Here is a 24824-nt window from a genome sequence, read left to right as displayed (position 1 = left end):
TCGCCTGCCACTCACTCACCTTACACTATGCCCTATGCGCGAAACCTCCACTCCCCGTCATCTCCCCCCAATCCCAACTCCTCAATGATCCTGAGCGCCGCCCGCGGCGTCACCTTCAGCGTCTTCACGACCATGCCGGCGGAGACGCGGCTTCGCCATGACGAACTGGATCAGCTCAGGCAGTTTTGATGACGCCCGCCGGCCGGTCAGTTTGCGCTCCATCATCTGCCTGGCCAGCGCCAGCCGGTCGTGCTCCTTCAGTCCGGTCTCGGCGGCCGCGATCACGCCCTGAGCGATAGCGAGCAGCCGGGTTTCGCGATCACGATGCCGGCCCCGATCGACCGGGATGGACTTCAGGCCGATGTTGAATCCGGCCAGATGCGCCGCTGTCGTGACGCCGGCCTGGCGCAGGATCGACGCTGCCAGCAGCCGACCAAGCCAGGGCGCGTGCTGCAGCACCTGCAGCTCGTTTCAGCCGTCGAGGGCGATGATCGCCTGCAATACAGCTGGTAGGCGTTCAATCTCGGTCAGCACCATCCGCCATTCTTCGAGGCGTTCCTCCTCATTCCAGTCGAGACCATAGATCAGTGGATCCGTGGCCTAGCGTGTTTGCTTTTTCGATGGCGGCGTCCGACCGGGCCAGCACCGTATCGGCAAGCTCGGCGTCGAAGAAGCAGGCGACATCAGAACCCTCCGCCCCCCCTTCCGGCACTGCATTGGTACCGTGCTCTGCTGCGACATTTCCCGAGCCTCGTCACCAAAAGATGGTGCAGGCGCGTCGGCAACGAGGCCGTAAGCGGACATTGCCCAGCCGAACGGCAGCGATGCGCCGGCGGCTGCGCAAGACGTCGCAGGCGATGGTCTGTTCGTAGGTCGGGGCACGAACATCATGGCTGGCGCCGCGGAGGACGAGGTCCTCTAGATGCAAAAGGTCGCCATCAATCCACGGCGAGGCATCGGCGAAATTGGCTCGTTCGAGAAGGCCGGCGCCGATGGGTGAGCGGGCAATACGCTCGGTTGAGCGCCGCGGTATCGTCGATGCCGGCCGCTGCAGGCTCTGGATAGAGCCTTTGGTTCGGTCGTAAGCCACTGACAACATGGTAAATGCATGGTTAACCAGAAGTTATCTCCGCCATTGGTTCCGTCATCGACGCGATTCCGGCATCAGGCTATCACATCCGATAAGTACTGCTTATCGGAAGTGATTGCTATAACGCCGCAAATCAGCGATGTCGGTCGTCCTGGATTTGCGGATTCGCCCGGAAATCCGGGCTTTTAGGGCGATTTCGCCCGGGATGACCGGACTCTCCATCGCAAAATTCGACGGCCGCCGTCGGCGCACATGTCCGTCCTCGTTTCCGGAATTGAGCGCCGGCGCCCTTTCCACAGGCTCCTACCTCTCGCAGCCACCTCCGAAACCGCTGCTTTTCAGCCATTTCCGCCACAGAAGCCCGCTGATGCGCATTTACCTATGCTGACGCTCGGTTGCTCGTCCGCGGCAGCATTTCGAGTCTGGCGGGCCGCTATTCGGTGCCTAAAACACGCTTGCAACTGAGCAATTTCTCACGCATTCCTTATCTGTACAAATCACCTCGAAACCGGCCGTTAAAAGCGCGATGGCGAAGCGACAAACAGTTAACGTCCAACAGTCTCTAAAGCGCCTGATCGGCTACGCCCGCGTCTCGACGGACGACCAGGTCCACGATGCCCAGATGGACGAGTTGCGGGCCGCCGGCTGTGATCGGATCTACCAGGAGCACGGCTCCGGGGCATCACGCGCCCGACCAGTCTTAACACGGCTGCTCGGCGAGTTGGCCGCGGGTGACGTCCTTGTGGTCGTCCGCCTCGATCGGCTGGCTCGATCGGTGAGCCATCTCTTGGCAGTGATCGAGGATCTCGAGCAACGCGGCGTTCATTTTCGATCGATCCGCGATCCGATCGACACCTCGACTCCGCAGGGCATGTTTTCCCTCCAGGTTCTCGGTGCGGTCGCGCAGCTCGAGAGAGCGCTGATCGCCGAGCGCACCAAAGCCGGCATCAAGGCGGCGAAGGCGCGCGGCAAGCTTCCTGGAAACCCTGGCCTGCGAGAACGACGACCGGAGGCAATCAAGGCAGTCTCAGACGCACGCGAGAAACTCTATCTCGATGAGCTCATTGCGTCCGCGCAGACGTGGCTGCCGACGGTGCGGCAACTCCGGCCCCAGCATAGTTGGGACAATGTCGTGCGGGTGCTCAATCGCCGCGGCCACGACTGGACCGTCGAGCGCCTTCGTCGCGCCGTTCATCGCCTGGTCCGCGAAAAGCTTGCAGAAAGAGAACTCTTGGCCCGCTCCCCTCGCCGCGCTCCTGAAGACCATCTGATGAAGCTGGTGGCGGCGATCGCCATTGCCGATCCCGATCTGTCGCTTCGCGACATTGCCGCTCAACTGGACCAGATGGGAGAACGGCCGGCGCGAGGCGGCAAAAAATGGCAACCCTCCTCCGTCCGGGATCTGCTGGACGAGGCGCACCGGTTTGGTCTCATCCGCCGCTGAGGGCACGGTTCATCAGACGGCCGATCACGCGGTTCTTTTTCCTGCCGCTGCTCGCCGGCAGAGTCTTCCAGGCTTGGCTATTGAGAATCTGCAGCGCTAGGCGACGGTAATCGCCATCACTCCGTAGTTTCAGCTCGGCACTTTCATCCTCGGTCGCGGCAGCGGGTTCTTCCGCCTGCTGGCCCTCCCCTCTCCGGATCTTCCTGAAGGCCTCATGCACGAAGGCCGGGACGGTTCCGACTTCACGAGACTCGACCAGACCCGCAAGCTCAGCCATGCCATCGATAGAGACGGCCCGCCAGGCGAGAGGCAGCGTGGATAGCGGCGCAGACGCCCTTGGTGATGGCGGCAACCTCCCATACGGAAGCGAAATCCCGAGGTAGGTGATATAGCGCGATCCGTGCGACTGCGCGGCCCAGAGAAACCGGCTAGCCGCTATCAACGCATCGAGTTGTATGCCCTTTCCGTTAATCGCACGACTGATCGCTGACATCGATTCCAGCATCCTGCTCTCCCGTGGTTGCCGTCGCCTTCTTTCCGAGATCACCGCAGCACACCAAGGGCAGACGAGCCTGGCGCCGCCCGACAGAAATCGAAACTGGAAAAGACCGCCTCGAAAACAACGCTGACAGGCGCTCTGCAGGCCGGCGCCATGCTTGACGCATGCGACCGCTTCCACATGAGCCCAGCTTCGCCGGCAATAGTGGTCACCGCCCTGTTCAGCATCCTCGTCCAAGCAAACGGCGCAAACCCCTCGGTGTAGTGGATGCCTGACATAGTAGTCTTCAGGCCTTTCAAGATTGGATAGCGCCAGCTGCTCGAGATCGCGTTCCTTGAGTCTGCAGGCCCGCGTCCAGCGCCACGTCATGTCTTGTTCCGGCCGGAAATCCCGAGCCTCAAAGCTATCTCGCATCGAAACTGACCGCCCACCGAACCAAGCCTCGATCTGCGACGGTGTGCTGTCATAACGGCAGGCGACGCGGCACTGCCAGGATGACAGGAGCTCGTCCTCACATGGACGGGGTGCGACCGGAAGCAGCCGTACATGTCTCACCGAGCCACCTGTCGTCTGAGTTGGTGCTCCGCATGCTGCGTCATGGCGACCAGCGGCAAGACCAGATCGTCGCCGTCAAAGCTTTCGAGGGTAATCGCCTCTTTGCCGCCGCGGACCGCTTCTGCCGCCACGGTCTCGATCAACCGAAATATCCGCACAGTGACGCCGTCCGTGAGTTCGAGAATACGCCGACGAACCGGCGCAGACCCGAGATCAGAGGGGCGCCTCAGCGGAAGGATTGTGCCGAGGCTCGCCAGGAGTTGCGCAAGATGCTGGTCGTTGACCCACCGCTTCAGATGAAACGTCTCGAACCGCTCCGCCAGCTGCGGATCCGTCAACAGCGCCTGCCGAGCAAGGTCCGTTCCTGCACAGATCAGCGGCACCTTCAGATCATTCGCCAGAAACCGGATGACATTGAGGAAAATCCGCTGCTGCCGGTAGGTGCCGGTCAGCATCGCGTGGATCTCGTCGATGATCAGCATACGAACGCTCATGCTGCGCATCAGGTTGCGGCAGGTCGCCTTTAGCCGAAAGGTCGCGTCGCCCATCGGTCCAGGTGCGTTCATTGCATTGAGAAGCTCGCCATAGACGTCACGCTCTATCGGTTCGGCTGGCATTTGCATCGCCACGACCGGCATGGTCGTCGTGCCAGTGCCGCGATCGAAAGTTGGCACGCGATCGCGAAGGAATTTTCGGATGATCTTGGTCTTGCCCATGCCGGTGTCGCCGTAGATCAACAGGCATGGCATTCGGTCTCGCGGCGGGTACGTGAGCAGGTCGTTCAGCCTCGCAAGCGCCAGGTGTGCATTCGCCGTTTCCAGCCACCGATCGGCACGGATCCAGGCGATCCGCTCATCAGCTGTGAGATCTGCATATTGCCTGTATGCCGGTTGCAGGTGGGAGTATTGCGTCACGACCACTCCTCGACGCTGAGCGGAGGCAGCTCCACAAAGTGTTGGTCATCCCCAGAGTCCCGCGCAGGAACGGAAGAGTGCCCCTCCCACGCCAGCGCCCGGGAGCGCTTTTCCGCATTCCGTCGCACGCTGCGGGTCTGCTGGCCCGACATTTCGACGATCCGTCTCTGCCCGTCGATGGTCTTGAAGATCAGGTCGGCGTCGACGGAGCGCACGCCACGCTGCCTCAATAAAGCCAGTGCCTGCCTATGCTCTCCGAGCGTGATGCGTGGCCAGCCGAGATTTGCGAAGCGAATTGGCCAGGTCGATCCGTCGGGCGCCTCGCCGTAAACCGTGGAGAGGTCGCGAGGATCATATCGAACGCGCATCTTGCATGGCCCGCCTGCCAGCGGACTGAGGACGTCATCCCAGTATTTGAGGCCGAATAAGTGCACACCGTCCCTTCGGACGTTTCGTTCCTCGAATGGCAGAAAGTCGAGGAGGAAACGGTGTTCGTCATAGGGTAGCCGTCGGGGAAGTGGGCGTGCAGCGACAGCATCTTCCCAGGCCGTATTTGGAGGCAGTCGCAAGGCGCGGTGGATGTTTGCATGATATCGGCCGACGATCTGCAGGGCCAACCATTGCTCAAGCTCGTCGAGGGTCATGATGGCGTGTCTCTGTGGGTCATAATCCCCGCGGCTGCCGATATCGCTGGACGTGGATCCCGGCAGGAGATGCACAGCGCCCATCATCGTTCCGATCAGCCGTTCAATATGGCCACCGAAGTGGGGACGGGCAACGGGACGATACTGAAGCTCTACGCCGTGTTCCGCAGCACCTCGCACCAGCGCCTTGCCATGAAACTCGCGGCCATTGTCGAGGTGGATGACGTCAGGCAACCCGAAGACCGGCCATTCCGCCTCAATTCCGCGCGAAGCGAGCCAACTGTCCTTTGGTAAAACAACGTGTTGGACAGCCAGGGCGACGGATGTCGACGACGGGTTTTCCAGACTGAGATAAAATCCTGCGACCATCCGGCTCGCGACATCTATTGCCAGCGTCAGCCACGGTCGCTGAAGCGGTTGCCGACTGACTGTATCGACGATGAACAGATCGACAAGGGTGTGGTCGATCTGAACGACCTGGAGCGCATATTGCGCCGAATATTCACCCACCACTGCCGCGAACTGCTGTCGGGCCGCCTTCGCACCCTCCCGCAACTTCATCAGCCGCCGTTGGTTGCTCTGATCCACTCGCGCTTTGACTGCCTTCCAGGACGGAGGGTACAGATCCCGCTGGTGGCAGGCTCTGAGAACGTGGTCATGAACTGCGCTGATGGTTGGACGTTCGCGAGCGCAATAGACTGCCTCGATGGCAAGCCTGACCACGTCTTCCTGATCGGCCGAGAGCAGTCGCCTCCCCTTCTCCGGCCCGGGCATTTCGTCGAGAAGCGAACTGGTGACTGGTCGCTTGCGAAACTTAGCGACGAGCTCATAGAGCCGCGTGCGCTTCAGACCGAGTTGTCGGCAGGCCGAAGCGATATCTCCTCGAGATATCCGGGTTGCTGAGATCAAAGGCCTTATGACCGCCTCCCGTGCCACGGCCTTCTGCCAAGCCGGGTCACACACGGTCAGTTTATCCGGTCTGTCCGCCATCGAAGACCTCCTCGTTCCTGACCGAGGTGCGAAGCCAGTTCCCAATTTTGGACTACGATGACCGTGGATCGTTACAGATGAAAGACAGCGACTTCTTCGAGGAACAAAAAATCCGCTGAACCAGGTCGAGTCCACCGATCGTCCCCGAGGGCAAATCGTTAAAAAACAGTTAATAATGGCCCGTTCATCCTCTAAGACTGACAAGCGAAAACGGGAGGAAGGACGGCCGCCGCCGCCGTTTTCGGCAGCCGGTTTCGAGCAGCTTTTGGAGGCCTTTTGGACATTCTTGCTCCGAACACGGCATCAGATGCGATGGCTCGACGGGCCGAAACCCTCGACACCATTGCCGCCGTGCTGCCGATCGACCGGCGCGACAAGCTCGCCGAGATTCTTTCCGACCAGGACGTCGAGACGCTGCGGCACCTGGTCAACGAGGGCATGGGCGACAACACGCTTCGCGCGCTCGCCTCCGACCTCGGCTACCTCGAAGCCTGGTGCCTGGCGGCGACCGGCAGCTCCCTGCCCTGGCCGGCACCGGAAGCGCTGCTGCTGAAATTCGTCGCCCACCATCTCTGGGATCCGGCGCGGCGTGAGACCGATCCGGAGCACGGCATGCCGGCCGAGGTCGACCAGTCCTTGCGCGACGGTGGCTTTCTTCGCTCGACCGGGCCGCATGCGCCGGCGACCGTCGGACGACGGCTGGCCAACTGGTCGACGCTGACCAAGTGGCGCGGTCTCGACGGCGCCTTCCCCTCCCCCGCACTCAAATCGGCGATCCGGCTGGCCGTCCGCGCCGTGCCACGCCAACGCCGGCGCAAGAGCGCCAAGGCGGTGACATCAGACGTGTTGGCGAAACTGCTGGCGACCTGCGGCGGCGACAATCTGCGCGATCTCCGCGATCGGGCGATCCTGATGGTCGCCTTCGCGTCCGGCGGCCGCCGGCGCAGCGAAGTGGCCGGCCTGCGCAAGGAGCAGCTGACGATCGAGCCGCCCGTTACCGGCGAGGACGGCAGCCTCCTGCCCTCGCTGTCCATCGATCTCGGCCGCACCAAGAATTCCGGCGCCGGCCAGGACGAGGTGGTCTACCTCACCGGCCGGCCGGTGGAGGCGCTGAATGTCTGGCTGGCGGCCGCGAAGATCGGCGGCGGCAGTGTGTTTCGGGCGATCGATCGCTGGGGCCATGTCTCCCGCCGGGCCCTCGATCCGAAGGCGGTCAATGATATCGTCAAGCGGCGGGTGGCGATGGCCGGGCTGGAGGTCGGGGAGTTTTCCGCCCACGGCCTCCGATCGGGCTATCTCACGGAGGCCGCAAATCGTGGTGTCCCCCTGCCCGAAGCTATGGAACAGTCACGGCATCGGTCGGTTCAGCAGGCATCCAGCTACTACAACAACACCACGCGGCGCACAGGTCGGGCAGCCCGCATGATTTGACCAAGATGTGGTACGGTCGAATCCAGAGTTTTCTCCAAGGAACTCCAAGCGTGGTACGATCAACGGAACATCTCATGCAAGGCGTGGAGTTCTCGGAGAAGGAGCGACGAGGTTGAATGACAGTCGGGCAGTTAAGGTGGTCCTCTTAAATGAACAAGCCACACTACCAGAGTACAAAACGAGCGGTTCAGCAGGAGCTGACCTCTTTGCCGCATTCAACGGACCAGCCATAGTCTTAGAACCCGGCCAGCGAGCAAACGTCCCTACCGGAATTTGCATCGAGCTTCCCGAATCCATGGAAGCACAGGTTCGTCCGCGTTCAGGCCTTGCGTCGCACCATGGAATAACAGTCCTGAACTCCCCTGGTACGATCGACAGTGACTATCGCGGCGAGGTTATCGTCATTCTTCTAAACACGTCCGAGACCTCCTACACAATCAAATCAGGTGATCGCATAGCACAGATGGTGATCGCTCCAGTGGTTAAGGCAGTATTTGACACCGTTACCGAGCTTGGCAGCTCCGCCCGAGGCCATTCCGGTCTGGGAAGTACTGGAAGCTAGGCCCGAAATTTCGCACCCGCACACAACATCAGTGTGCCCATGGGATCTTATTGATGATCCATCGATTCACTTCTGAAAGATCCCCAGCACTGGCGTCGAGCTTTGCCTTCAGGGACATTTCACTGGAGGGCGTCAATTTCAATCTTTGAAGCGCGAGGCTGAGTAAGAATTCGCTTAGCGCTTCGCCGTGCGGCAGATGCTGCAAATCCACCATTCTCCCGACCAGATCCGCCATACGTTCACTTTCGATTGGGGCGTCGCGATAGTCGAGTTCGATCGGGAGTGACGCCCTGATAAAGGCCGCTTGTATTATCCCATCGTTGAAGCGGAAGAACGTCTCGGCTGCAATAACACAGTGGTTATATGCGTCATTGAGCAGCCGTTCGGATTGCAGTGTGTCCTGTCCAGAGCGGATGTTCGCCACGATAGCCGCTATTGTGGTAAACACGTCTGCTTGAGAAGACGTTGAGCAGTTTACGGTACGGGGCCAAAAAGCAAAATTATCCCTTAGCTCAAGTTTACCGCCGCGCCCTTCCAGGAACAAATTGTCGATGAGACCAACGGAGTTATCCAACTCCCCCAAGCGCTTTTCGAGTTCATCCGGAAGATTGTCGTCCTCAACTAGCAGCGCTCGTTCAGCCTGCCAGCTCTCCGCTAGCCGTTCTCGATCAATTAAGATGTCAAACCATTTATGGAACCTATGCGTGGGCTGCTCCAGGTTGCTCTTCAGCGCCGAGGATAACGCAGGAGAGGAAGGCATTGCGGCGGTAGTGATGTAGATCCTGTGCGAGGCGGGCGCGTATTTCCGGAGAGCTCGGCTCGCCATAAGGAACTCCCCGCCGTGGCCAGTTGCGCCTCCAACAACTACGACTGGGGCTTCACGGATTTCCCAATCCATTTTCCCGGACTCTATTTCCTTCAGAGTGAGGGTCCGGCACTCCACCAACTGCCCTCCCTGCGCTTTCACTTCAGCCGTGATAGCCGAAGCAAGGGTCTTGGACGACGGGTCATCGGCAAAATGAACGACCGCACGTGTCGAAGCCGGAATACTCGTCGCCACAAGTGTTCTAACCCACTTCTTGAACGCCTCGGTAAATACCAATTTTTCGACATCAATCCAGATCGCTCTCCGTGAATTAGCGATAAGGCTTGACTTGTAGGCTCGAAAAACGTTCTGCCCGACTAGTTGGTGCAAAAATCCTTTGACAGCCTCAGGCCTGTCACCAAGCTTAGGAACGATCGCTCTGGGACCGTCGGGAACAGCGTGGAAATGCTCACCTATTAGGTTGATCGGCCGGCTGTTTTTGCGGTCAATCCGCGTGGTCTGAGGTTGAATCCCATATGGATTCAGCTGGGCATCGTACTCTAGATTTGCGAGGGTGGTCGTGTTCGGCGTGCTGACGGGCGCCGTGGAAAACAGTGTCACAACCATCTTCGGGTCGGCAACCACCTTCGAGATCCCCTTAGCCATTTCGCCTGACTGGGAGGCCGAGATAAGCACCAGCTCTTTCCTGTCCTTATGGAAGGGGTGCGTATCCTTACCATCGTACGACTTGAACGTTGTTATGACTGGAACGGTTTTTCGATCTTTCATGATTACGGCAGCGAAGGCCAGGCTGGCGATGGCCGATGTGTCGACATGGATCCTCTGGACATCATCGGTAAGCAACCCAAGAATCCAGAACGCGCAGAAGAATATTTCCGCCCCCTCCGCCAATGCGTGTGCTGCTCTCAGAAAGCGACTGTCTGCTCGGCCGGAAGGCTTCATAAAATGCGCGGTTGGGCCCGCCTCAAGTAATCCTCCGCGATCGCGAAAGAGCTTGGTCAGGCCCTGTCGCCGAATAGGCTCCAAGTTAAGCTCCTTGGGAGGGAAAGCTCGGAAGGCCCGCAGAAATCGCACCTGTCCGGAGCGATCGTAAACGTAAGCGCCGATAGGAACGTCGCGTGAAATTGGCGCAAAGATATCCGCCAACTCATTATCGAGATTGGTCAGATCGGTAGCCAGTATCTCCGGGAAAAGGACGATCACCAATTCGGGCGACAGATCATTTCTCGTATGGTCAGAAACTGCTGTCGTCAGATCGTTGGCATCGAGTTCACCCGGCCCCGAAAAGATTACGAGCGTTGAAGCTCCATTGGGCGCCTCAGCGCTCCGGCATCGAAACGAGTAAAGGCTATTCATTAATTATGCTCTCGGTTCAAAGGCAACATTACGGTTATGAGTGTTCCATCTGCCCAAGCGCGAGCCTGATTAGGCCGGCCACCATCAATCGAGTCCTCCAGGCCTTCGTCAATCTCTGACTGGTGTCCAGGCACGCCGGCGACGTGGACAAGGGAAAGCCTTCCGGAACGAACGCGAATGAACCCACCATTTTCGCTGACAACGCGCATAATTCTGAAAAGCCCGTTACCGCTTGTCTCGCCGCCCTTTGTTGTTCCACCCTTGCGGAAGCACGCAAGTACAGCTTCGAACTCGTCATCTACCGATATATGACCCTCAAGAATTCCCGCGGTAACTCGGGCCTTCTTTTGTAACCACGTTTGGGCCAACCCAGCACCGCTGTCGAAGATAGACATCTCGACGAACTGCGCGTGTTTTGCGTCTGGATGATCAGGCCGCCAAGCCTGAAAGTAGTCCTCAATCGGTCTATGCCCTGATGCGCTGGGAACAAGCTGTTCTCGTTTGATGTACCTAGAGCCTATGAGGACGCCTCGAACGGACCTTCGATAAACATTTCCGGCGGCGTCAGCCTGTGCGTGTTCATGCGTGTTGAGAAAAGCCTCGTACATGAGACTAGCTGCAGCATTGATCAGTCGCGGATCGCTAATGGGCCGGGATCGAGGAAGGATCGCGCGGCCCGCCGCGTTTAACAAATCGGCAAAATCCCGACGGCTTCTGACTTGATCGCTGTTGGGGCTGTAGAGGCGATTTGGTCGAGCGAGCCGCTTGGCATTGTCGATACAAATTAATGGGATGGTCGTTCTCGCGAACGTTCGGAGATCTTTGAGGTGGCCAAAATGCATAGCTTCGACAAAAGGCAATGCTGTTTCCATCGCCTTAGATCGCTCGATCGCCGCATCACCATATCCCCGAATTGCACGGGCAAAATTCAAAGCTACCAGGCCGACTGCGGTACGTGAAAAGTGTCCAATCGACACCTCATCATTTCCGTCGGCGTAAATCCGCAGCCGGGGAACGTCGCTCGCTCGGCGAGCCCACGTTACAACAAGTTGCAATAACGACGCCTGGCCGCCAACTGCATCAGCTTTCAGTGCGTTTGGCAGTCTTAGCTCTTGCCTAGGATCCGCCCAGAGACTGTCCAGATAAGTTTCAAAATCACCGAGTGAGAAGCTCTTCTCGACATTAAGCAAAGCTTTCTTCCTTCAGCCTAGATTGCGGTACGACTGATTTAGCAGCCTGCTAGTTTCAATTGTCTTATAGCGAGCACTACAACGGCTAATCGGCCACTTTCACGTTGGAATCGGAAATCGAAGCAAAAGCCTCCTTCTCTCAAACCCTGTAACTAACTATAAAAAGAACTCGACTGCTCGCTATTTAAGGTTACTTATGTGTATGCGGCAGCCCGTTTGGGAGGCGTCATCTTTCCGAGACCGATGGCTCGATTCGGTGGAATCCCGATGCTTTCCCTAACTTTTCAGTTCTTTCCCACTCAACGCCGATAACTATCTGTATTCCATAACAAAACCACGGAAAAAAACGGCTGACAAGTTCGTGGTGTCTCAAGACCTCATATGCTTTCAAGGAGACCCAGGGGCTAGGCACCGAACCGTGAGGATCTCTCTGTCTTCAACCCGCTCTGCGAAATCCCTCCCCGTTCGCCTTCAACAGTGCCATCAACATCGGGCCAAGCGAAAACTCGCCGCGCTCCGTACGTCTCGTCAGGTCTCGCAAATATCCACCGGCCGAATTGATAAAGTTCGATCGCTCAAGGATGCATGCGATCGCAACAGCCGCATTTTCGGGACCCATGGCATCGCAAGCCTCCTGGTAGGCTGACGGACTGACGCCCAGCATTGAGCGAACCAAAACCGCGGCCGCCATCAGTTCGCGCCAATGCGAAATGCCGCCGCCCGGCCCGTAGTCGGTGATCTGGGGGCAAGCGCGTAGAACCATCCCCAGCGGCAAGGATTTAATCGGCTCGACGTTTGCTTTCGCTTTTGCCTGCGGCTTGCGCATCGTTTCCGGTTCAGGCCGCGCCGGTTCGCCCTGCTCTTTTTCAGAGCTAGGTTCAAGTTCATGGATGGATTCGGGTTTTGAATTCTGTATATGGCATCCATTTTGGATGCCATTGACATCCATATTTTCAGCTTTCGCCTGAATTTCCAGACGGTTGAGGACCTCTTCGCGCAAAAGAGCCATTTCTTCGAGCGTAACTTCGACCTGCGGGCGGCTAGGGTGCCTCGGTAGCCCCGCGAGAATGCCGATGTACACACCTTCAACAGCAAGCCAATCTCCCGGCGCTTCCTCCTCGATCGCGGCGGTGATCAGCTTGCGAACATCCCTCCGGCAAATCGTCAGCGATTCCTTCGCACGGCGAAACCGAATGCGCTCGGCTGCAACGTCCTGCGCGAGAGATGCGAACTCAGCGGCGCGCACTGCCAGCGGCGTAAGATCGAAACCATAGGCCTGCTCGATCTCGCCGTCGCGGTCGCGGTGTGCGTAACGCTTTCCGTTCGGACTGTCACGCCGCTGGATGAGCCCAGCTTCAACGAGGGCGGCCAGGTGTCGTCGTAACGTGGTTCCGGTAATTCCGTGGGCGCGCACTGATAGCTGTCCATTCGACGGGAAGACAACAAGCCCCTTTTCCGTGTTGAGCTCGCTTTCAGGGTAAAACGTCAGCAGCGCATCGAGGACGGCAAGCGCTCTGTCCTGGAGGCCGAAGCGTTCACGCGCTTCGCAGACGTCACGAAACACCTTCCATTTTTCAACGCATGCGGTGAATTTTGATTCCGCGACCTCAAGCTGTCCCTTGACCAAGGCAAGCGTCATCGGCCGCCGCCCAAAGGGCGTCGTCACATGTCCCATGTGCATTTTTCTCTCACCTTTCTTCAGGCAAAAGAAGTCCGCTCACCAAATCGGTGCCAAAGACTCTTGACTGCGATTCCGGGAAATGCGATTCTCGATCTTGCTAAGGATAACGAGAGAGGCTTCCACGGTTTACCGTTTGGGGGCCTTTTTCTTTTGCGGTCTAATCTCCGTTGCGTTCAGTTTTGGACTGTCTGTATTCGTCGTACAGGCGATCCATCCGGCTCGAAAGCCAATCACTGAAGGGCTTCGCTTCCGCATTCGAAAGCTCAATCGCTACCTTCTTCGACTTGGCATTCATTGAGAAATTCAGGCAACTATCGTTCGACTTCCACTCCATCGCCGATGGGGCGCTCTTCGGCTTCTTGGCCGCCGACTTGTTCTTGTATCGCGTCAGGTACCCGTGGAGATCGTCGAATCTAGACTCTTCCCCAAGTGCGAGAAATTCGGCAGTTCCTACATAATCGCTAGCTACTCTGAGGAGGGCAGGGGCCAGCAGAATCTGACGCAGGCTCAGCCACTTGTCCCGACCTATCTTTTTGGCCGCACCGAGCGCCTTGATGATGGGAGTTGGTACGACGTCGATGACGCCGAGCATCTTGGAGAGCATAGCCTCATCGATTGCCAGCGACGACCTAACCACGTCCTTTGTCATTCCAGACGCGAGGAGGTTCTGCGCAAAATACGCGCGCTCAACAAACGATAGATTTGAACGAGCGGAGTTTTCCTGCCCTTGCGCAATCGCAGAGGCGATGTCGTCCAGCTTCTTGACGACCGCTTTGACCGGGATTCCGAGTTCCTGAGCTACCTTCAGGCGACGATGGCCAAAGACCACCATATAACGCTGTGGGTCCGTGGAGCTGGGGCGCACCAAAATGGGGGTTGATTGCCCGGACTCTTTGATCGCCTGTTTAAGCTCCTGGTACTCCTCGTCATCATCGGAAAGACGGTCGGCAACGAAGGAGACGTCGAGTGATCGGGGATCCAACTCCACGATCACTTCGCCTTCCATGAGCTTCTTCGTATTCTCCGCCAGATCCTCGATAGATCGAACAACTGTCTTCGCAGCACCAGTCATGCCGTAGCCAGGTTTTGTAGGCGTCTTGTCTGCAGAGATGGAGGCAAGGTCCAGCTTCGCGAATGGATTTTCACGCGACACGGCCAACCTCCTTCAACTTTGATAAGGCTCTGGTGTTACTGTCTAAAAGGGGAAGAAAAACGGCTGACAAGTTGCTCATTTCCGCCCCCAAGCGTTGTGAATGAGCTCCATGATCTCGCCGTTGGCCGCGTTCAAGCTTTCAATCGCCCGGTCATAGGTCGATCGGACGAAATCGCCACGCTCGACCTCATACAGGGTTTGCTTTTTAATCGAGGCGTCAGAAATGGCCGTCGATTTCAGCACGTGGTTTCGAAGCATGTGCTGAGCAAACATCGACTGCATGAAGCCGACCATCTGTGTTTGCGGGATGTCCGTCGGCTCGAACCGCGTCACAAGATAGCGGAACCATTCGACGCGGATCTCCGCACCTGCCTCTGCGACTGGCGTCATTATGCCACCCAGCATCATCAGGAACTGGCTCATCGACATGATGTCCAGCATCTGGGGGTGGATGGTAATGAGGATGCCGGTTGAGGCCATAAGGGCAGTGATGGTCAGATATCCGAGCTGCGGCGGACAATCGATGACCACCACGTCATACCTGTCATCAACTTCCTTCAACGCGTTGCCGATACGCATGTGGAACAGCCGGCCTTCATCTCCCTTCTTCGAGGAAATGGCGAGCGGCACATCGTACTCGTACTCCTGCAAGACGAGGTTCGCCGGGACGACGTCCAGACCGGGAATGTTCGTAGGCTGGATGACCTTAGCGATCGGCTTCCTTTCATCGTCGAACCGCAGTGCCTCGTAAAGGGAGGCCGTGTCGTCGAGTTCAGGCTGAATTCCGAATAGGGATGTCAAAGACGCCTGTGGGTCGAGATCAACCGCCAAGACGCGATGGCCTGTGAGGGCAAGATATTGCGCGAGGTGTGCTGCGGTCGTCGTCTTGCCGCTTCCGCCCTTGAAGTTTACGACCGATACTACCTGCATCGGTTCGCCTTCGCGCCGCTGTGGAACATAATATCGCTTGTCGGATTTCTTGTTCGCTTCGAGATACTCACGAAGCTCAAGCATCTGCTCGGCCGTATAGTAACGCCGGCCACTGATAGATTCGATTTCGGGTCCCTTACCCTCCGAATGAATCTGTCGAAGATGGCTCTGCGTAACTCCCATAAAATCGGCTACTTCTCCGAGTTGGAACTTGCGTAGACCCTTGCGAGCGTCGGGCGGATACTGTTGACTGCGCAGCATATGCAACGCGGTCGAGATCTTCGACCCTTGCTGGGCGATCTCGAAATCAAATCGGTTGGGCTGCGGCTGGCTCATTTTGCAAACTATTTCCGAGATAAGGACAATTTCGAAAAAATGGCTCTGCGGCCAAAATTTTCGCAACTATCTCCCGATTCCCACGGACCCGCAAGGGATTTAAGGTTAACAAAAGGTTAACGGAGAGGCCGTACAAAAGTCGGTCGCATCCTTTTTTTCCTTTGTTTCCGAGTGTTTAGAAGCCTACGCGATATCGCGTGTTCCAGGTTTGTTTTACTGTGAATCCTACAATGCGGTCTGCGCCTTTTGGCGGAGCAAGGCAGCTCAATCGCGACTTGCCGCTTGCCGCTGGCGCGACTCACTTCAAGCCGGACTTGTAGGATCCTACAACTACCGCCCGAATCTCATCTGTGCTGATTTCGCCGCCGACCAACGACGACGGAGAAATTCATGCAGATTCTCGCGATTTCCCACCCGCGAAATATTCAAGAAGCTCAGCTTCTCCACCGCCATCATCAGCTACGAGCACGCGTTTTCTCTGGGCGCCTGGGCTGGGATGTCAGCGTAGTCGACGGTCAAGAGTCTGACGACTTTGACGCTCTTCTGCCGACCTACATCCTCGCAATTTCCGACGCCGGCGACGTGACCGGCTGCGCAAGACTGCTCCCGGCACTTGGCGCGACGATGGTGACGAGCATCTTTCCGTCGCTTCTTCCAAATGGCCGGCTGAATGCACACGCCGCGATGATCGAGAGCTCCCGTTTTTGCGTCGATACGACCCTTGAGGAGGGCAGGGGAGACGGCACCGTCCATGAAGCGACCTTGACCATGTTCGCGGGCATCATCGAGTGGTGCATGACCAACGCCTACACCGAGATTGTCACGGTAACCGATCTCCGGTTCGAGCGGATCCTCGCGCGCGTCGGCTGGCCGCTGCAGCGGTTGGCTGAGCCGAAGAAGATCGGCGTGACCATGGCCGTGGCCGGCATCCTCCCCGCAAACGCCGACACATTTCGACGGCTCCGGCCAACCAACCACCGTTCCGAACTCAGCACCGTCAGCCAGGCAGCGTAAGGAAGAAACGCCGTGAACCAGCTTCGCTCACATCCTCGACTTGTCCGCAAACTCCAGGAGGCGCTCGGCGACCAGCTCTGCGTCGCCCTCGACGACTCGACCGTCGTCGAGATCATGCTCAATCCCGATGGCAAGCTGTTCATCGAACGGCTGGGGCATGGCGTGGCGCCGGCCGGCGAAATGTCCTCCGCAGCTGCGGAAATGGTGATCGGAACCGTGGCGCATGCACTCCAGACCGAGGTCGACACCGAACAGCCGATCATCTCAGGGGAATTGCCAATCGGAGGTCATCGCTTCGAAGGATTGTTGCCCCCGGTCGTGGCAAAACCGGCCTTCACCATCAGGCGACGTGCCTCGCGCCTGATACCGCTCGACGATTATGTGCGGTCTGGCGTTATGACCGACCATCAGGCTTCGACCATCCGCAGCGCGATTTCGTCCCGGCTCAACATCATCATCTCCGGGGGCACAGGATCGGGCAAGACAACGCTCGCCAACGCCGTTATCGCTGAAATCGTCAAGTCCGCCCCGGAAGACCGCCTCGTCATCCTTGAAGACACCGCCGAGATTCAGTGCGCCGCCGACAACGCCGTGCTCCTGCACACCAGCGATAGCGTCGACATGGCGCGGCTCCTGAAGAGCACCATGCGCCTGCGTCCGGACCGGATCGTGGTCGGCGAGGTCCGCGACGGGGCTGCGCTCACGTTGCTGAAGGCATGGAACACCGGTCATCCAGGAGGCGTGGCAACCATCCATTCCAACACTGCAATGTCGGCGCTTCGCCGCCTTGAGCAACTGACCGCCGAAGCCAGCCAACAGCCGATGCACGAAGTGATCGGTGAAGCGGTCGATCTCATCGTCTCGATTGAACGGACGCCGCGCGGGCGGCGTGTTCGGGACGTCATCCAGGTCGAGCGTTTCGCCGGCGGCCAATACGAAATCGAATCCGACCAGCTTACGGAAGAACAGGAGGCGCGCCATGTCGCGTAGAAACGCCCTCATCGCCGTCGCACTCCTTGCGGCGCCTATGATCCTTGCCTCGGTCGCGCCGGCGCTCGCCAGCTCCGGCGGCAGTCTTCCCTGGGAAGGGCCGCTGCAGCAAATCCAGGAGTCGATCACCGGACCGGTCGCCGGCGCAATCGCGCTTGCAGCTGTCGCGATCGCCGGCGGCATGCTGATCTTCGGCGGCGAGCTAAACGATTTCGCACGGCGGCTCGTCTATGTCGTACTTGTCGCCGGCATTCTTCTCGGTGCAACCACCATCGTCGGCCTGTTCGGCGCCACCGGCGCCTCGATCGGACTGCCCGACGCGCGAGCCACGTCCATCGATCACGGCGGAGAAGGGGAGGGGGCTCATGGCTGAGTCCCTGTCTGGGCTGCAACGCAACCGCATCCACCGCGCGCTGTCGCGGCCGAACCTCCTGATGGGTGCCGATCGGGAATTGGTGCTGCTCACCGGTCTCGCCGCCGTCATCCTGATTTTCGTGGTGCTGACAGTTTACTCCGCGCTGTTCGGCGTTGCCATCTGGATCGTCATTGTCGGGCTCCTGAGAATGATGGCCAAGGCCGATCCGCTCATGCGACAGGTCTATGTCCGCCATATCTCCTACAAGCATTACTACAAGGCGACCTCTTCGCCGTGGCGCCGGTATTGAGGAGCAGGCATGGTTGCTCTCAAACGTTTCCGGGCCACCGCCCCCTCCTTCGCCGATCTCGTTCCCTATGCCGGCTTGGTCGACAATGGCATCCTTCTGTTGAAAGACGGAAGCCTAATGGCCGGCTGGTATTTTGCCGGACCAGACTCCGAAAGCGCCACCGATCTCGAACGCAACGAACTGTCGCGGCAGATCAATATGATCCTGTCGCGTCTCGGAAGCGGCTGGATGATCCAGGTCGAGGCGGTCCGGATCCCGACGTTCGACTATCCTTCGGATGATCGTTGCCACTTTCCCGATGCGGTGACCCGCGCGATCGACGCCGAACGGCGGGCACATTTCGCGCGCGAGCAGGGGCATTTCGAGAGCAAGCACGCGATCATCCTGACCTATCGGCCGCTCGAATCCAAAAAGACGGCCCTCAGCAAATACATCTACTCGGACGAGGAGAGCCGGAAGAAGACCTATGCGGACACGGTGCTGTTCATTTTCAAGAACGCTGTCCGCGAGATCGAGCAGTATTTCGGCAATACCCTTTCGATCCGTCGCATGGAAACCCGGGAAACAGTCGAGAGGGGAGGGGAGCGCGTCGCCCGCTATGACGAGCTGCTGCAATTCGTTCGCTTCTGCATCACAGGCGAAAATCATCCGATCCGACTGCCGGATGCCCCCATGTATCTCGACTGGCTTGCGACGGCCGAGCTCGAGCATGGCCTGACGCCGAAGGTCGAAAGCCGTTTCCTCGGCGTCGTGGCGATCGACGGGCTGCCAGCCGAGAGCTGGCCCGGAGTTCTCAACAGCCTCGATCTGATGCCGCTCACCTATCGCTGGTCATCGCGCTTCATCTTCCTTGATGCAGAGGACGCGCGGCAGAAACTCGAACGCACCCGTAAGAAATGGCAGCAGAAGGTACGGCCATTCTTCGATCAGCTCTTCCAGACGCAGAGCCGGTCGGTAGACCAGGACGCCATGACCATGGTGGCCGAGACAGAAGACGCCATCGCGCAAGCCTCCTCGCAGCTGGTGGCCTATGGCTACTATACGCCGGTGATCGTTCTCTTCGATCGCGACCGGGAGGTACTGCAGGAAAAAGCAGAAGCAATCCGCCGGCTGATCCAGGCGGAGGGTTTCGGTGCACGCATCGAGACCCTCAACGCCACGGACGCCTTTCTCGGCAGCCTGCCGGGTAACTGGTATTGCAATATTCGCGAACCGCTGATCAACACGAGCAATCTCGCGGATTTGATACCGCTCAACTCGGTCTGGTCGGGCAGTCCGGTCGCACCTTGCCCGTTCTACCCGCCGAATTCGCCGCCGCTGATGCAGGTGGCGAGCGGCTCGACGCCGTTCCGGCTGAACCTGCATGTCGACGACGTCGGGCACACCTTGATCTTCGGACCGACCGGCTCGGGCAAGTCGACGCTGCTGGCGCTGATCGCCGCGCAGTTCCGTCGGTACGAACGCGCCCAGATCTTCGCCTTCGACAAGGGGAACTCGCTCCTGCCGCTGACGCTCGCCGCCGGCGGCGATCATTGTGAGATCGGTGGCGACGCTCAAGATGAGGCAAGGGCGCTGGCCTTCTGCCCGTTATCGGACCTGTCCAGCGATGCAGATCGAGCTTGGGCAACCGAATGGATCGAGATGCTGGTTGCCCTGCAGGGTGTTGCCATCACCCCTGATCATCGCAACGCCATCTCGCGTCAGGTCGGATTGATGGCCAGCGCAGCTGGACGGTCCTTGTCGGACTTCGTCAGCGGCGTCCAGATGCGCGAGATCAAGGACGCGCTGCATCACTACACGGTCGACGGCCCGATGGGCCAGCTTCTCGACGCGGAACAGGACGGTCTTTCGCTCGGCGCGTTCCAGACCTTCGAGATCGAGCAGTTGATGAATATGGGCGAGCGCAATCTTGTGCCGGTACTGACCTATCTCTTCCGGCGGATCGAGAAGCGTCTCGACGGTTCCCCGAGCCTGATTGTGCTGGATGAGGCCTGGCTGATGCTCGGTCATCCCGTGTTCCGCAGCAAGATCCGCGAGTGGCTCAAGGTGCTGCGCAAAGCGAATTGTGCGGTCGTGCTCGCCACGCAGTCGATTTCGGACGCCGAGCGTTCCGGGATTATCGATGTCCTGAAGGAATCCTGCCCGACGAAAATCTGCCTGCCGAACGGCGCCGCCCGAGAACCTGGAACACGCGAGTTCTATGAGAGGATCGGCTTCAACGAGCGTCAGATCGAGATCGTTTCGAACGCGATCCCCAAGCGCGAATATTACGTGGTCACGCCGGAAGGCCGGCGCCTGTTCGATATGGCGCTCGGCCCGGTGGCGCTCAGCTTCGTCGGCGCGTCGGGCAAGGAAGACTTGCAGCGTATCCGCGCACTCCACGCCGAACATGGCCACGACTGGCCGATCCACTGGCTTCAAACGAGAGGAGTTCGCGATGCCGCATCACTGCTCACCTTCGAATAGATTACTCGCTGGTCTGGCGGCCGTCGCATTGATGGCCGGCACTGGCGTGCCGGCGAATGCGGGAACTGCCACCGGTGCCGCCACCGAATGGACGCAGATCCTCAACAATGGCGAACTCGTATCTCTTGTTGGTCAATCTGGCGAGCAAATCCAGAACCAGCTCACCCAGATCAGCCAGTTGGCGCAACAGATCGAAACGCAGCTGAACATCTATCAAAACTTGCTTCAGAACACCGCGACCCTGCCGTCGCACATGTGGGGGCAGGTCGAAAGCGACCTCAATCAGCTACGCAGCATCGTCGATCAAGGGCAGAGCATCTCGTTTTCGATGGGCAATGCCGATGACGTGCTTCAGCAGCGCTTCCAAAGCTACTCAAGCCTCAAGACCAACCTGCCGGACGCGACAAGTTTTTCGTCGAGCTACCAGACCTGGTCGGATACCAATCGGGACACGATCGCCAGCACGCTGAAGGCGGCGAGCCTGACGGCCGACCAGTTCGATAGCGAGGAAGGCACGATGTCCTCGCTGCGGTCGATGTCCGAGACCGCCGACGGCCAGATGAAAGCCCTGCAAGTCGGCCACGAGATCGCTGCGCAACAGGTCGCGCAGATGCAGAAGCTTCGAGGGCTCTTCTCCCAACAGATGACCATGATGGGAACCTGGCTTCAGGCCGAACAAACCGACAAAGACCTTGCACAGGCGCGGCGCGAGAAATTCTTCAGTGGGACCGCACCTTCCACATCAGGCGGCGAAAAGATGAAGGTGGAATGGTGAGAACAAAACTGATCCTCGTCGCTATCGCGATTTTACTGGCAGCCGGAAGCGCCGGCATCTGGTTTCTCATTTCCGAAACGCATGTTGCACAGGAGCGGCGTGGAACGTTCTTCGGCTCGTCGAAGGAGTATCCGACCTCTGGCGGCGAAAAGATGAAAGTCGAGTGGTAGGGGCATGACAGCGATATCTCTTCAGCCACTTCGATCGGCGATGCTACTTACCGTCGTCTGCGTGCTGGCGGCGCAGCCAGCCCTTGCCCAGGAAGGTTCGGTGCTGACCTCGTTGCAAAGCCAGATCACAACGGCCGCAAAGGGTTGGGAAACGACCGTCATGGATGCGGCGAAGTCGCTGTTCTGGATCCTGGCAACGATCGAGATTGGCCTGGCCGCCGTCTGGCTCGCCATCCAAGCCGCATCGCTCGACAGCTGGTTCGCCGAGCTTGTCCGGCGGATCATGTTCGTCGGCTTCTTCGCTTTCGTGTTGGCACAGGGCCCCACCTTCGCCAAGGCGGTAGTCGACAGCCTATTCCAGATTGGCGCCGGAGGCGGCACTGCGTCGCCAGCCGACGTCTTCAATGCCGGGCTCGCGGTTGCAACGAAGATGTCGGAGAAGATTCAGTTCGGTCTATTCGAGGACAATGCACTGGCGATATCGGCTGCTTTTGCCATGGTCGTCGTGGTCATCTCGTTCTCGCTCGTCGCCGCGATTTTCGTGTCGGTCATGGTGGAAATGTATATCGGACTGCTTGCCGGTATGATCATGCTGGGGCTTGGCGGCTCGTCCTATACGAAGGACTTCGCGGTCCGATATCTGGTCTACGCATTCTCGGTCGGCATGAAGCTCATGGCACTTGTCATGATTTCCCGTATCGGATCGGAAGTTCTTATCGGACTCGCAAACCAACCCGACATTGGAGACCAGTTCCAGACTGCGCTTGCGATCGCCGGTATCGCCGTCGTCGTCTTCATTATCGCCATCTACGTGCCGAACATCATGCAGGGTGTCGTTCAGGGCGCGTCCGTCTCGGGCGGAATGGAGGCGATCCGGCACGGTGGTCAGGCCGCATCATTTGCGACAGGAGCAGGGTTCCTCGCGGCTGGCGCTGCCGGCGCGGGATTTGCGGCGGCTCAAACGGCGCGGGCCGCGGGGTCATCCGTCGCCGGCGCCATGCTTCGAGGTTTCGGCGCAGGGATCGGCTCGGCTGGAAAAGCGGCGGGCTCGGCTGCCAAGGAGAAGGCCATCGGCTCTCCCGGCGCCTATGCCGGGTCTATCCTGGGTCTCGCCAATTCAAAGCTCGACCAGGCGCGCAGCGGGCACAGCGGACCAAAACCACCTCCCGAACGCAAAGACTAACAGCAATCAGAAAGTGATCGATCGATGGCAGCGAACCGCGCCCCCGAAAACCCCTATCTCGCTGCGCGCCAGGAATGGAGCGAGCGATACGGCTCCTATGTCCAGGCCGCCGCCGCATGGCGGATCGTCGGCATTCTCGGTCTGACCATGGCCGTCATAGGCTTTGGCTATTCAATGTATCTCAGCACTCAGGTCAAGCTGGTTCCCTATATCGTCCAGGTCGATAAACTGGGCACGGCGGTGACCGCGGGCTTCCCCGAACAAATCGAATATGCGGATGTCCGGGTGGTGCGTGCCACACTCGGCAACTTCGTGACCAGCTTCCGTTCGATCACGCCGGACGCCGTGGTCCAGAAGCAATATATCGATCGGACCTACGCGCTCCTTCGAACATCCGATCCGTCGACCGAGAAGATCAACGCCTGGTTCCGCGGCAACTCCCCCTTCGAGAAGGCGAAATCGTCCACCGTTGCCATCGAGGTCAACAACATCGTGGCGCTGTCGAACCAGACCTATCAGATCGACTGGACCGAATACGAACGCGACCGCAAGGGCAAGGAAATCGGCACGCGCCGGTTCCGCGGTATCGCGACGGTCACGCTCACCGCGCCGCAGGATGAGGCGACCATCCGCCTCAATCCAATCGGTCTCTACGTCCGGGATTTCGACTGGACAGCACAGCTTTAAGGGCAGGGGTTTTCTCAATGAACAGAACAGGATTGATCGCAGCCGTCGGCTGCCTGGCCGGACTCGTCTTTGTCGGGGGTGCTGAGGCGCAGGGCATGACGAACAATGAGGTGATGGGCACCAATATTTCCAGGAAATGGCGTGGCACGTCCGGACTGGTGACGACCGGCCCCGATGGCAAGGTCATCTTCCTCTTTGGCGAAACACAGCCGTCCGTCGTCTGCTCGCCCCTGCAGGTCTGCGATATCGAACTCCAGGGCGGCGAGATTGTCCGCGATGTTTTGGTCGGTGACACGGTGCGTTGGAAGGTGGAGCCTGCGACCTCCGGCGCCACCGGAGGCCAGGCGATCCACCTTATCGTCAAGCCGTCGGAAGCAGGTCTCGTCACCTCGATGGTGGTCACGACGTCGCGCCGCACCTATCATATTCAGCTCAAGTCCCATCCGAGCCAATATATGGCCCGCGTCAGCTTCGAGTACCCGGAGGACGTGTCGACCAAGCTCGCCGATATCAATTCCCGGCTCGAGACAGGCGGAATTCCGGGGACGGCACCTGACAAGCTAAACTTCTCCTACTCGGTGAGCGGGAGCGCGCCCTGGAAGCCGAAGCGGGTCTATTCGGATGGCACCAAAACCTACATTCAATTCTCGAAATCAGTCTCGAGCCAGGACGCACCGGTCCTTTTCGTGGTCAGCGGCGGCCAGAACCGCATCGTCAACTACAGAGTGAAGAACGACATGATGATCGTCGACTATGCGGTCGACAAGGCCATCCTCGTCTCCGGCGTCGGCTGGCGCCAGCAGAAAATCACCATCCGGCGGGGAGGCTGAACCATGCGCAAGCTTCTCGTCACCATCATCACCACCATCCTGCTTTCAGGCTGCCAAACCGCCGAGGATGGATTGACCACCAATTCCACGCCCGTCGCGGTCACCGGCCCCGCCGCAAGCGCCATTGCCGGCGACATGGCGAGCCGGCTCGCCGAGCAAATCGGTCCGGCAGGCACAGCAACGCTCAAAATGGAAAAGAACTCGTCCGACTTCGCGACGGCACTCGAAGCGGCGCTGAAAGGATGGGGCTATACGGTCATCACCGACGGCAAGGTCGGAAAGGGCGTGAAACCGGTCGAGCTCGCCTATTCGATCGATGACGTCGACGGTCAGGTGCTCGCGCAGCTTTCGACACCGTCGATCTCCCTTGGCCGGGCCTACACGACGACCGCAGCCGGGGCTACGCCGGCAAGCCCGCTTTCGATCATTCAGCGGAATTGAGG

22 protein-coding genes and 1 pseudogene are annotated in these 24824 nt (G+C 59.0%); 14 read left to right on the top strand and 9 right to left on the bottom strand.

Going from position 1 to position 24824, the window contains the following annotated elements; genetic code table 11:
* Nucleotides 1–32: 32 nt before the first annotated feature.
* Nucleotides 33–1099, bottom strand: a pseudogene (locus ATY75_RS14055) (RHE_PE00001 family protein).
* Between the two features lie 517 nt (nt 1100–1616).
* On the opposite strand from ATY75_RS14055, the gene ATY75_RS14045 reads away from it, so the two are divergent.
* Nucleotides 1617–2534: a recombinase family protein gene (locus tag ATY75_RS14045; RefSeq protein ID WP_088938017.1), complete on the top strand. Its 918-nt coding sequence runs from the start codon at nt 1617–1619 to the stop codon at nt 2532–2534.
* On the opposite strand, the gene ATY75_RS35055 is transcribed toward ATY75_RS14045, so the two are convergent.
* From ATY75_RS35055 to ATY75_RS14030, 3 genes are all read right to left on the bottom strand, one after another.
* Complete coding sequence (locus ATY75_RS35055; RefSeq protein ID WP_225881146.1) at nt 2521–3039, bottom strand: hypothetical protein; 519 nt, start codon at nt 3037–3039, stop codon at nt 2521–2523. The two genes, ATY75_RS14045 and ATY75_RS35055, sit on opposite strands and share 14 nt — an antisense overlap.
* A gap of 545 nt (nt 3040–3584) precedes the next feature.
* Entirely contained in the window at nt 3585–4508 is a 924-nt protein-coding gene (locus ATY75_RS14035; RefSeq protein ID WP_088938015.1) for a TniB family NTP-binding protein, read from the bottom strand.
* Nucleotides 4499–6136, bottom strand: a complete 1638-nt coding sequence (locus ATY75_RS14030; RefSeq protein WP_088938014.1) for a Mu transposase C-terminal domain-containing protein — start codon at nt 6134–6136, stop codon at nt 4499–4501. Before ATY75_RS14030 ends, ATY75_RS14035 begins: the two co-directional genes overlap by 10 nt.
* A 312-nt stretch (nt 6137–6448) precedes the next feature.
* On the opposite strand from ATY75_RS14030, the gene ATY75_RS14025 reads away from it, so the two are divergent.
* Together ATY75_RS14025 and dut are read left to right on the top strand one after the other, a co-directional pair.
* Nucleotides 6449–7567 (top strand): site-specific integrase, encoded by a 1119-nt coding sequence (locus tag ATY75_RS14025; protein WP_088938056.1) that lies wholly within the window; start codon nt 6449–6451, stop codon nt 7565–7567.
* 112 nt (nt 7568–7679) lie between these two features.
* The gene (gene dut / locus ATY75_RS14020; RefSeq protein WP_088938013.1) at nt 7680–8129 is read left to right on the top strand and encodes a dUTP diphosphatase; all 450 of its coding nucleotides are present in this window, start codon (nt 7680–7682) and stop codon (nt 8127–8129) included.
* A 28-nt stretch (nt 8130–8157) separates the two neighbouring features.
* Here dut and ATY75_RS14015 read toward each other — a convergent pair whose 3' ends face one another.
* From ATY75_RS14015 to repA, 5 genes are all read right to left on the bottom strand, one after another.
* Nucleotides 8158–10311, bottom strand: a complete 2154-nt coding sequence (locus tag ATY75_RS14015; protein ID WP_088938012.1) for a hypothetical protein — start codon at nt 10309–10311, stop codon at nt 8158–8160.
* Nucleotides 10311–11501, bottom strand: a complete 1191-nt coding sequence (locus ATY75_RS14010; RefSeq protein WP_088938011.1) for a hypothetical protein — start codon at nt 11499–11501, stop codon at nt 10311–10313. Before ATY75_RS14010 ends, ATY75_RS14015 begins: the two co-directional genes overlap by 1 nt.
* A 436-nt stretch (nt 11502–11937) precedes the next feature.
* Nucleotides 11938–13182, bottom strand: a complete 1245-nt coding sequence (repC, locus tag ATY75_RS14005; protein ID WP_088938010.1) for a plasmid replication protein RepC — start codon at nt 13180–13182, stop codon at nt 11938–11940.
* A gap of 157 nt (nt 13183–13339) precedes the next feature.
* Complete coding sequence (gene repB / locus ATY75_RS14000; RefSeq protein ID WP_088938009.1) at nt 13340–14335, bottom strand: plasmid partitioning protein RepB; 996 nt, start codon at nt 14333–14335, stop codon at nt 13340–13342.
* 75 nt (nt 14336–14410) lie between these two features.
* Nucleotides 14411–15601: a plasmid partitioning protein RepA gene (repA, locus tag ATY75_RS13995; protein ID WP_088938008.1), complete on the bottom strand. Its 1191-nt coding sequence runs from the start codon at nt 15599–15601 to the stop codon at nt 14411–14413.
* A gap of 390 nt (nt 15602–15991) precedes the next feature.
* On the opposite strand from repA, the gene ATY75_RS13990 reads away from it, so the two are divergent.
* From ATY75_RS13990 to trbH, 11 genes are read left to right on the top strand one after another with little or no spacing between them, the layout of a single operon-like run.
* A complete protein-coding gene (locus ATY75_RS13990) occupies nt 15992–16615 on the top strand; it encodes an acyl-homoserine-lactone synthase (RefSeq protein WP_088938007.1) in 624 nt (207 codons plus the stop codon).
* A gap of 12 nt (nt 16616–16627) precedes the next feature.
* Entirely contained in the window at nt 16628–17605 is a 978-nt protein-coding gene (gene trbB, locus ATY75_RS13985; RefSeq protein WP_088938006.1) for a P-type conjugative transfer ATPase TrbB, read from the top strand.
* The gene (locus ATY75_RS13980; RefSeq protein ID WP_088938005.1) at nt 17595–17978 is read left to right on the top strand and encodes a TrbC/VirB2 family protein; all 384 of its coding nucleotides are present in this window, start codon (nt 17595–17597) and stop codon (nt 17976–17978) included. The genes trbB and ATY75_RS13980 overlap by 11 nt, the downstream gene beginning before the upstream one ends.
* Nucleotides 17971–18270 (top strand): conjugal transfer protein TrbD, encoded by a 300-nt coding sequence (locus ATY75_RS13975; RefSeq protein WP_088938004.1) that lies wholly within the window; start codon nt 17971–17973, stop codon nt 18268–18270. The genes ATY75_RS13980 and ATY75_RS13975 overlap by 8 nt, the downstream gene beginning before the upstream one ends.
* A 9-nt stretch (nt 18271–18279) precedes the next feature.
* Nucleotides 18280–20736: a conjugal transfer protein TrbE gene (locus ATY75_RS13970; protein WP_088938003.1), complete on the top strand. Its 2457-nt coding sequence runs from the start codon at nt 18280–18282 to the stop codon at nt 20734–20736.
* On the top strand, nt 20708–21511 hold the full coding sequence (gene trbJ, locus ATY75_RS13965) for a P-type conjugative transfer protein TrbJ (RefSeq protein ID WP_088938002.1): 804 nt from the start codon (nt 20708–20710) through the stop codon (nt 21509–21511). The genes ATY75_RS13970 and trbJ overlap by 29 nt, the downstream gene beginning before the upstream one ends.
* Entirely contained in the window at nt 21505–21681 is a 177-nt protein-coding gene (trbK, locus tag ATY75_RS13960; protein WP_088938001.1) for an entry exclusion protein TrbK, read from the top strand. The genes trbJ and trbK overlap by 7 nt, the downstream gene beginning before the upstream one ends.
* Before the next feature lie 4 nt (nt 21682–21685).
* Nucleotides 21686–22864 carry a P-type conjugative transfer protein TrbL gene (gene trbL, locus ATY75_RS13955; RefSeq protein WP_088938000.1) on the top strand — a complete coding sequence of 393 codons (1179 nt, stop codon included), beginning with the start codon at nt 21686–21688 and terminating at the stop codon, nt 22862–22864.
* Between the two features lie 24 nt (nt 22865–22888).
* The gene (locus ATY75_RS13950) at nt 22889–23551 is read left to right on the top strand and encodes a conjugal transfer protein TrbF (protein WP_062284703.1); all 663 of its coding nucleotides are present in this window, start codon (nt 22889–22891) and stop codon (nt 23549–23551) included.
* Between the two features lie 17 nt (nt 23552–23568).
* Nucleotides 23569–24381, top strand: a complete 813-nt coding sequence (gene trbG / locus ATY75_RS13945) for a P-type conjugative transfer protein TrbG (RefSeq protein WP_088937999.1) — start codon at nt 23569–23571, stop codon at nt 24379–24381.
* A 3-nt stretch (nt 24382–24384) separates the two neighbouring features.
* The gene (gene trbH, locus ATY75_RS13940) at nt 24385–24822 is read left to right on the top strand and encodes a conjugal transfer protein TrbH (protein ID WP_088937998.1); all 438 of its coding nucleotides are present in this window, start codon (nt 24385–24387) and stop codon (nt 24820–24822) included.
* Nucleotides 24823–24824: the final 2 nt, after the last annotated feature.

The sequence above is a fragment of the Rhizobium sp. N122 genome (assembly GCF_002211295.1).
Lineage (GTDB): Bacteria > Pseudomonadota > Alphaproteobacteria > Rhizobiales > Rhizobiaceae > Rhizobium.
Note: the sequence above shows the minus strand (reverse complement) of the source record. Positions and strands in the feature narration are given on the sequence as shown.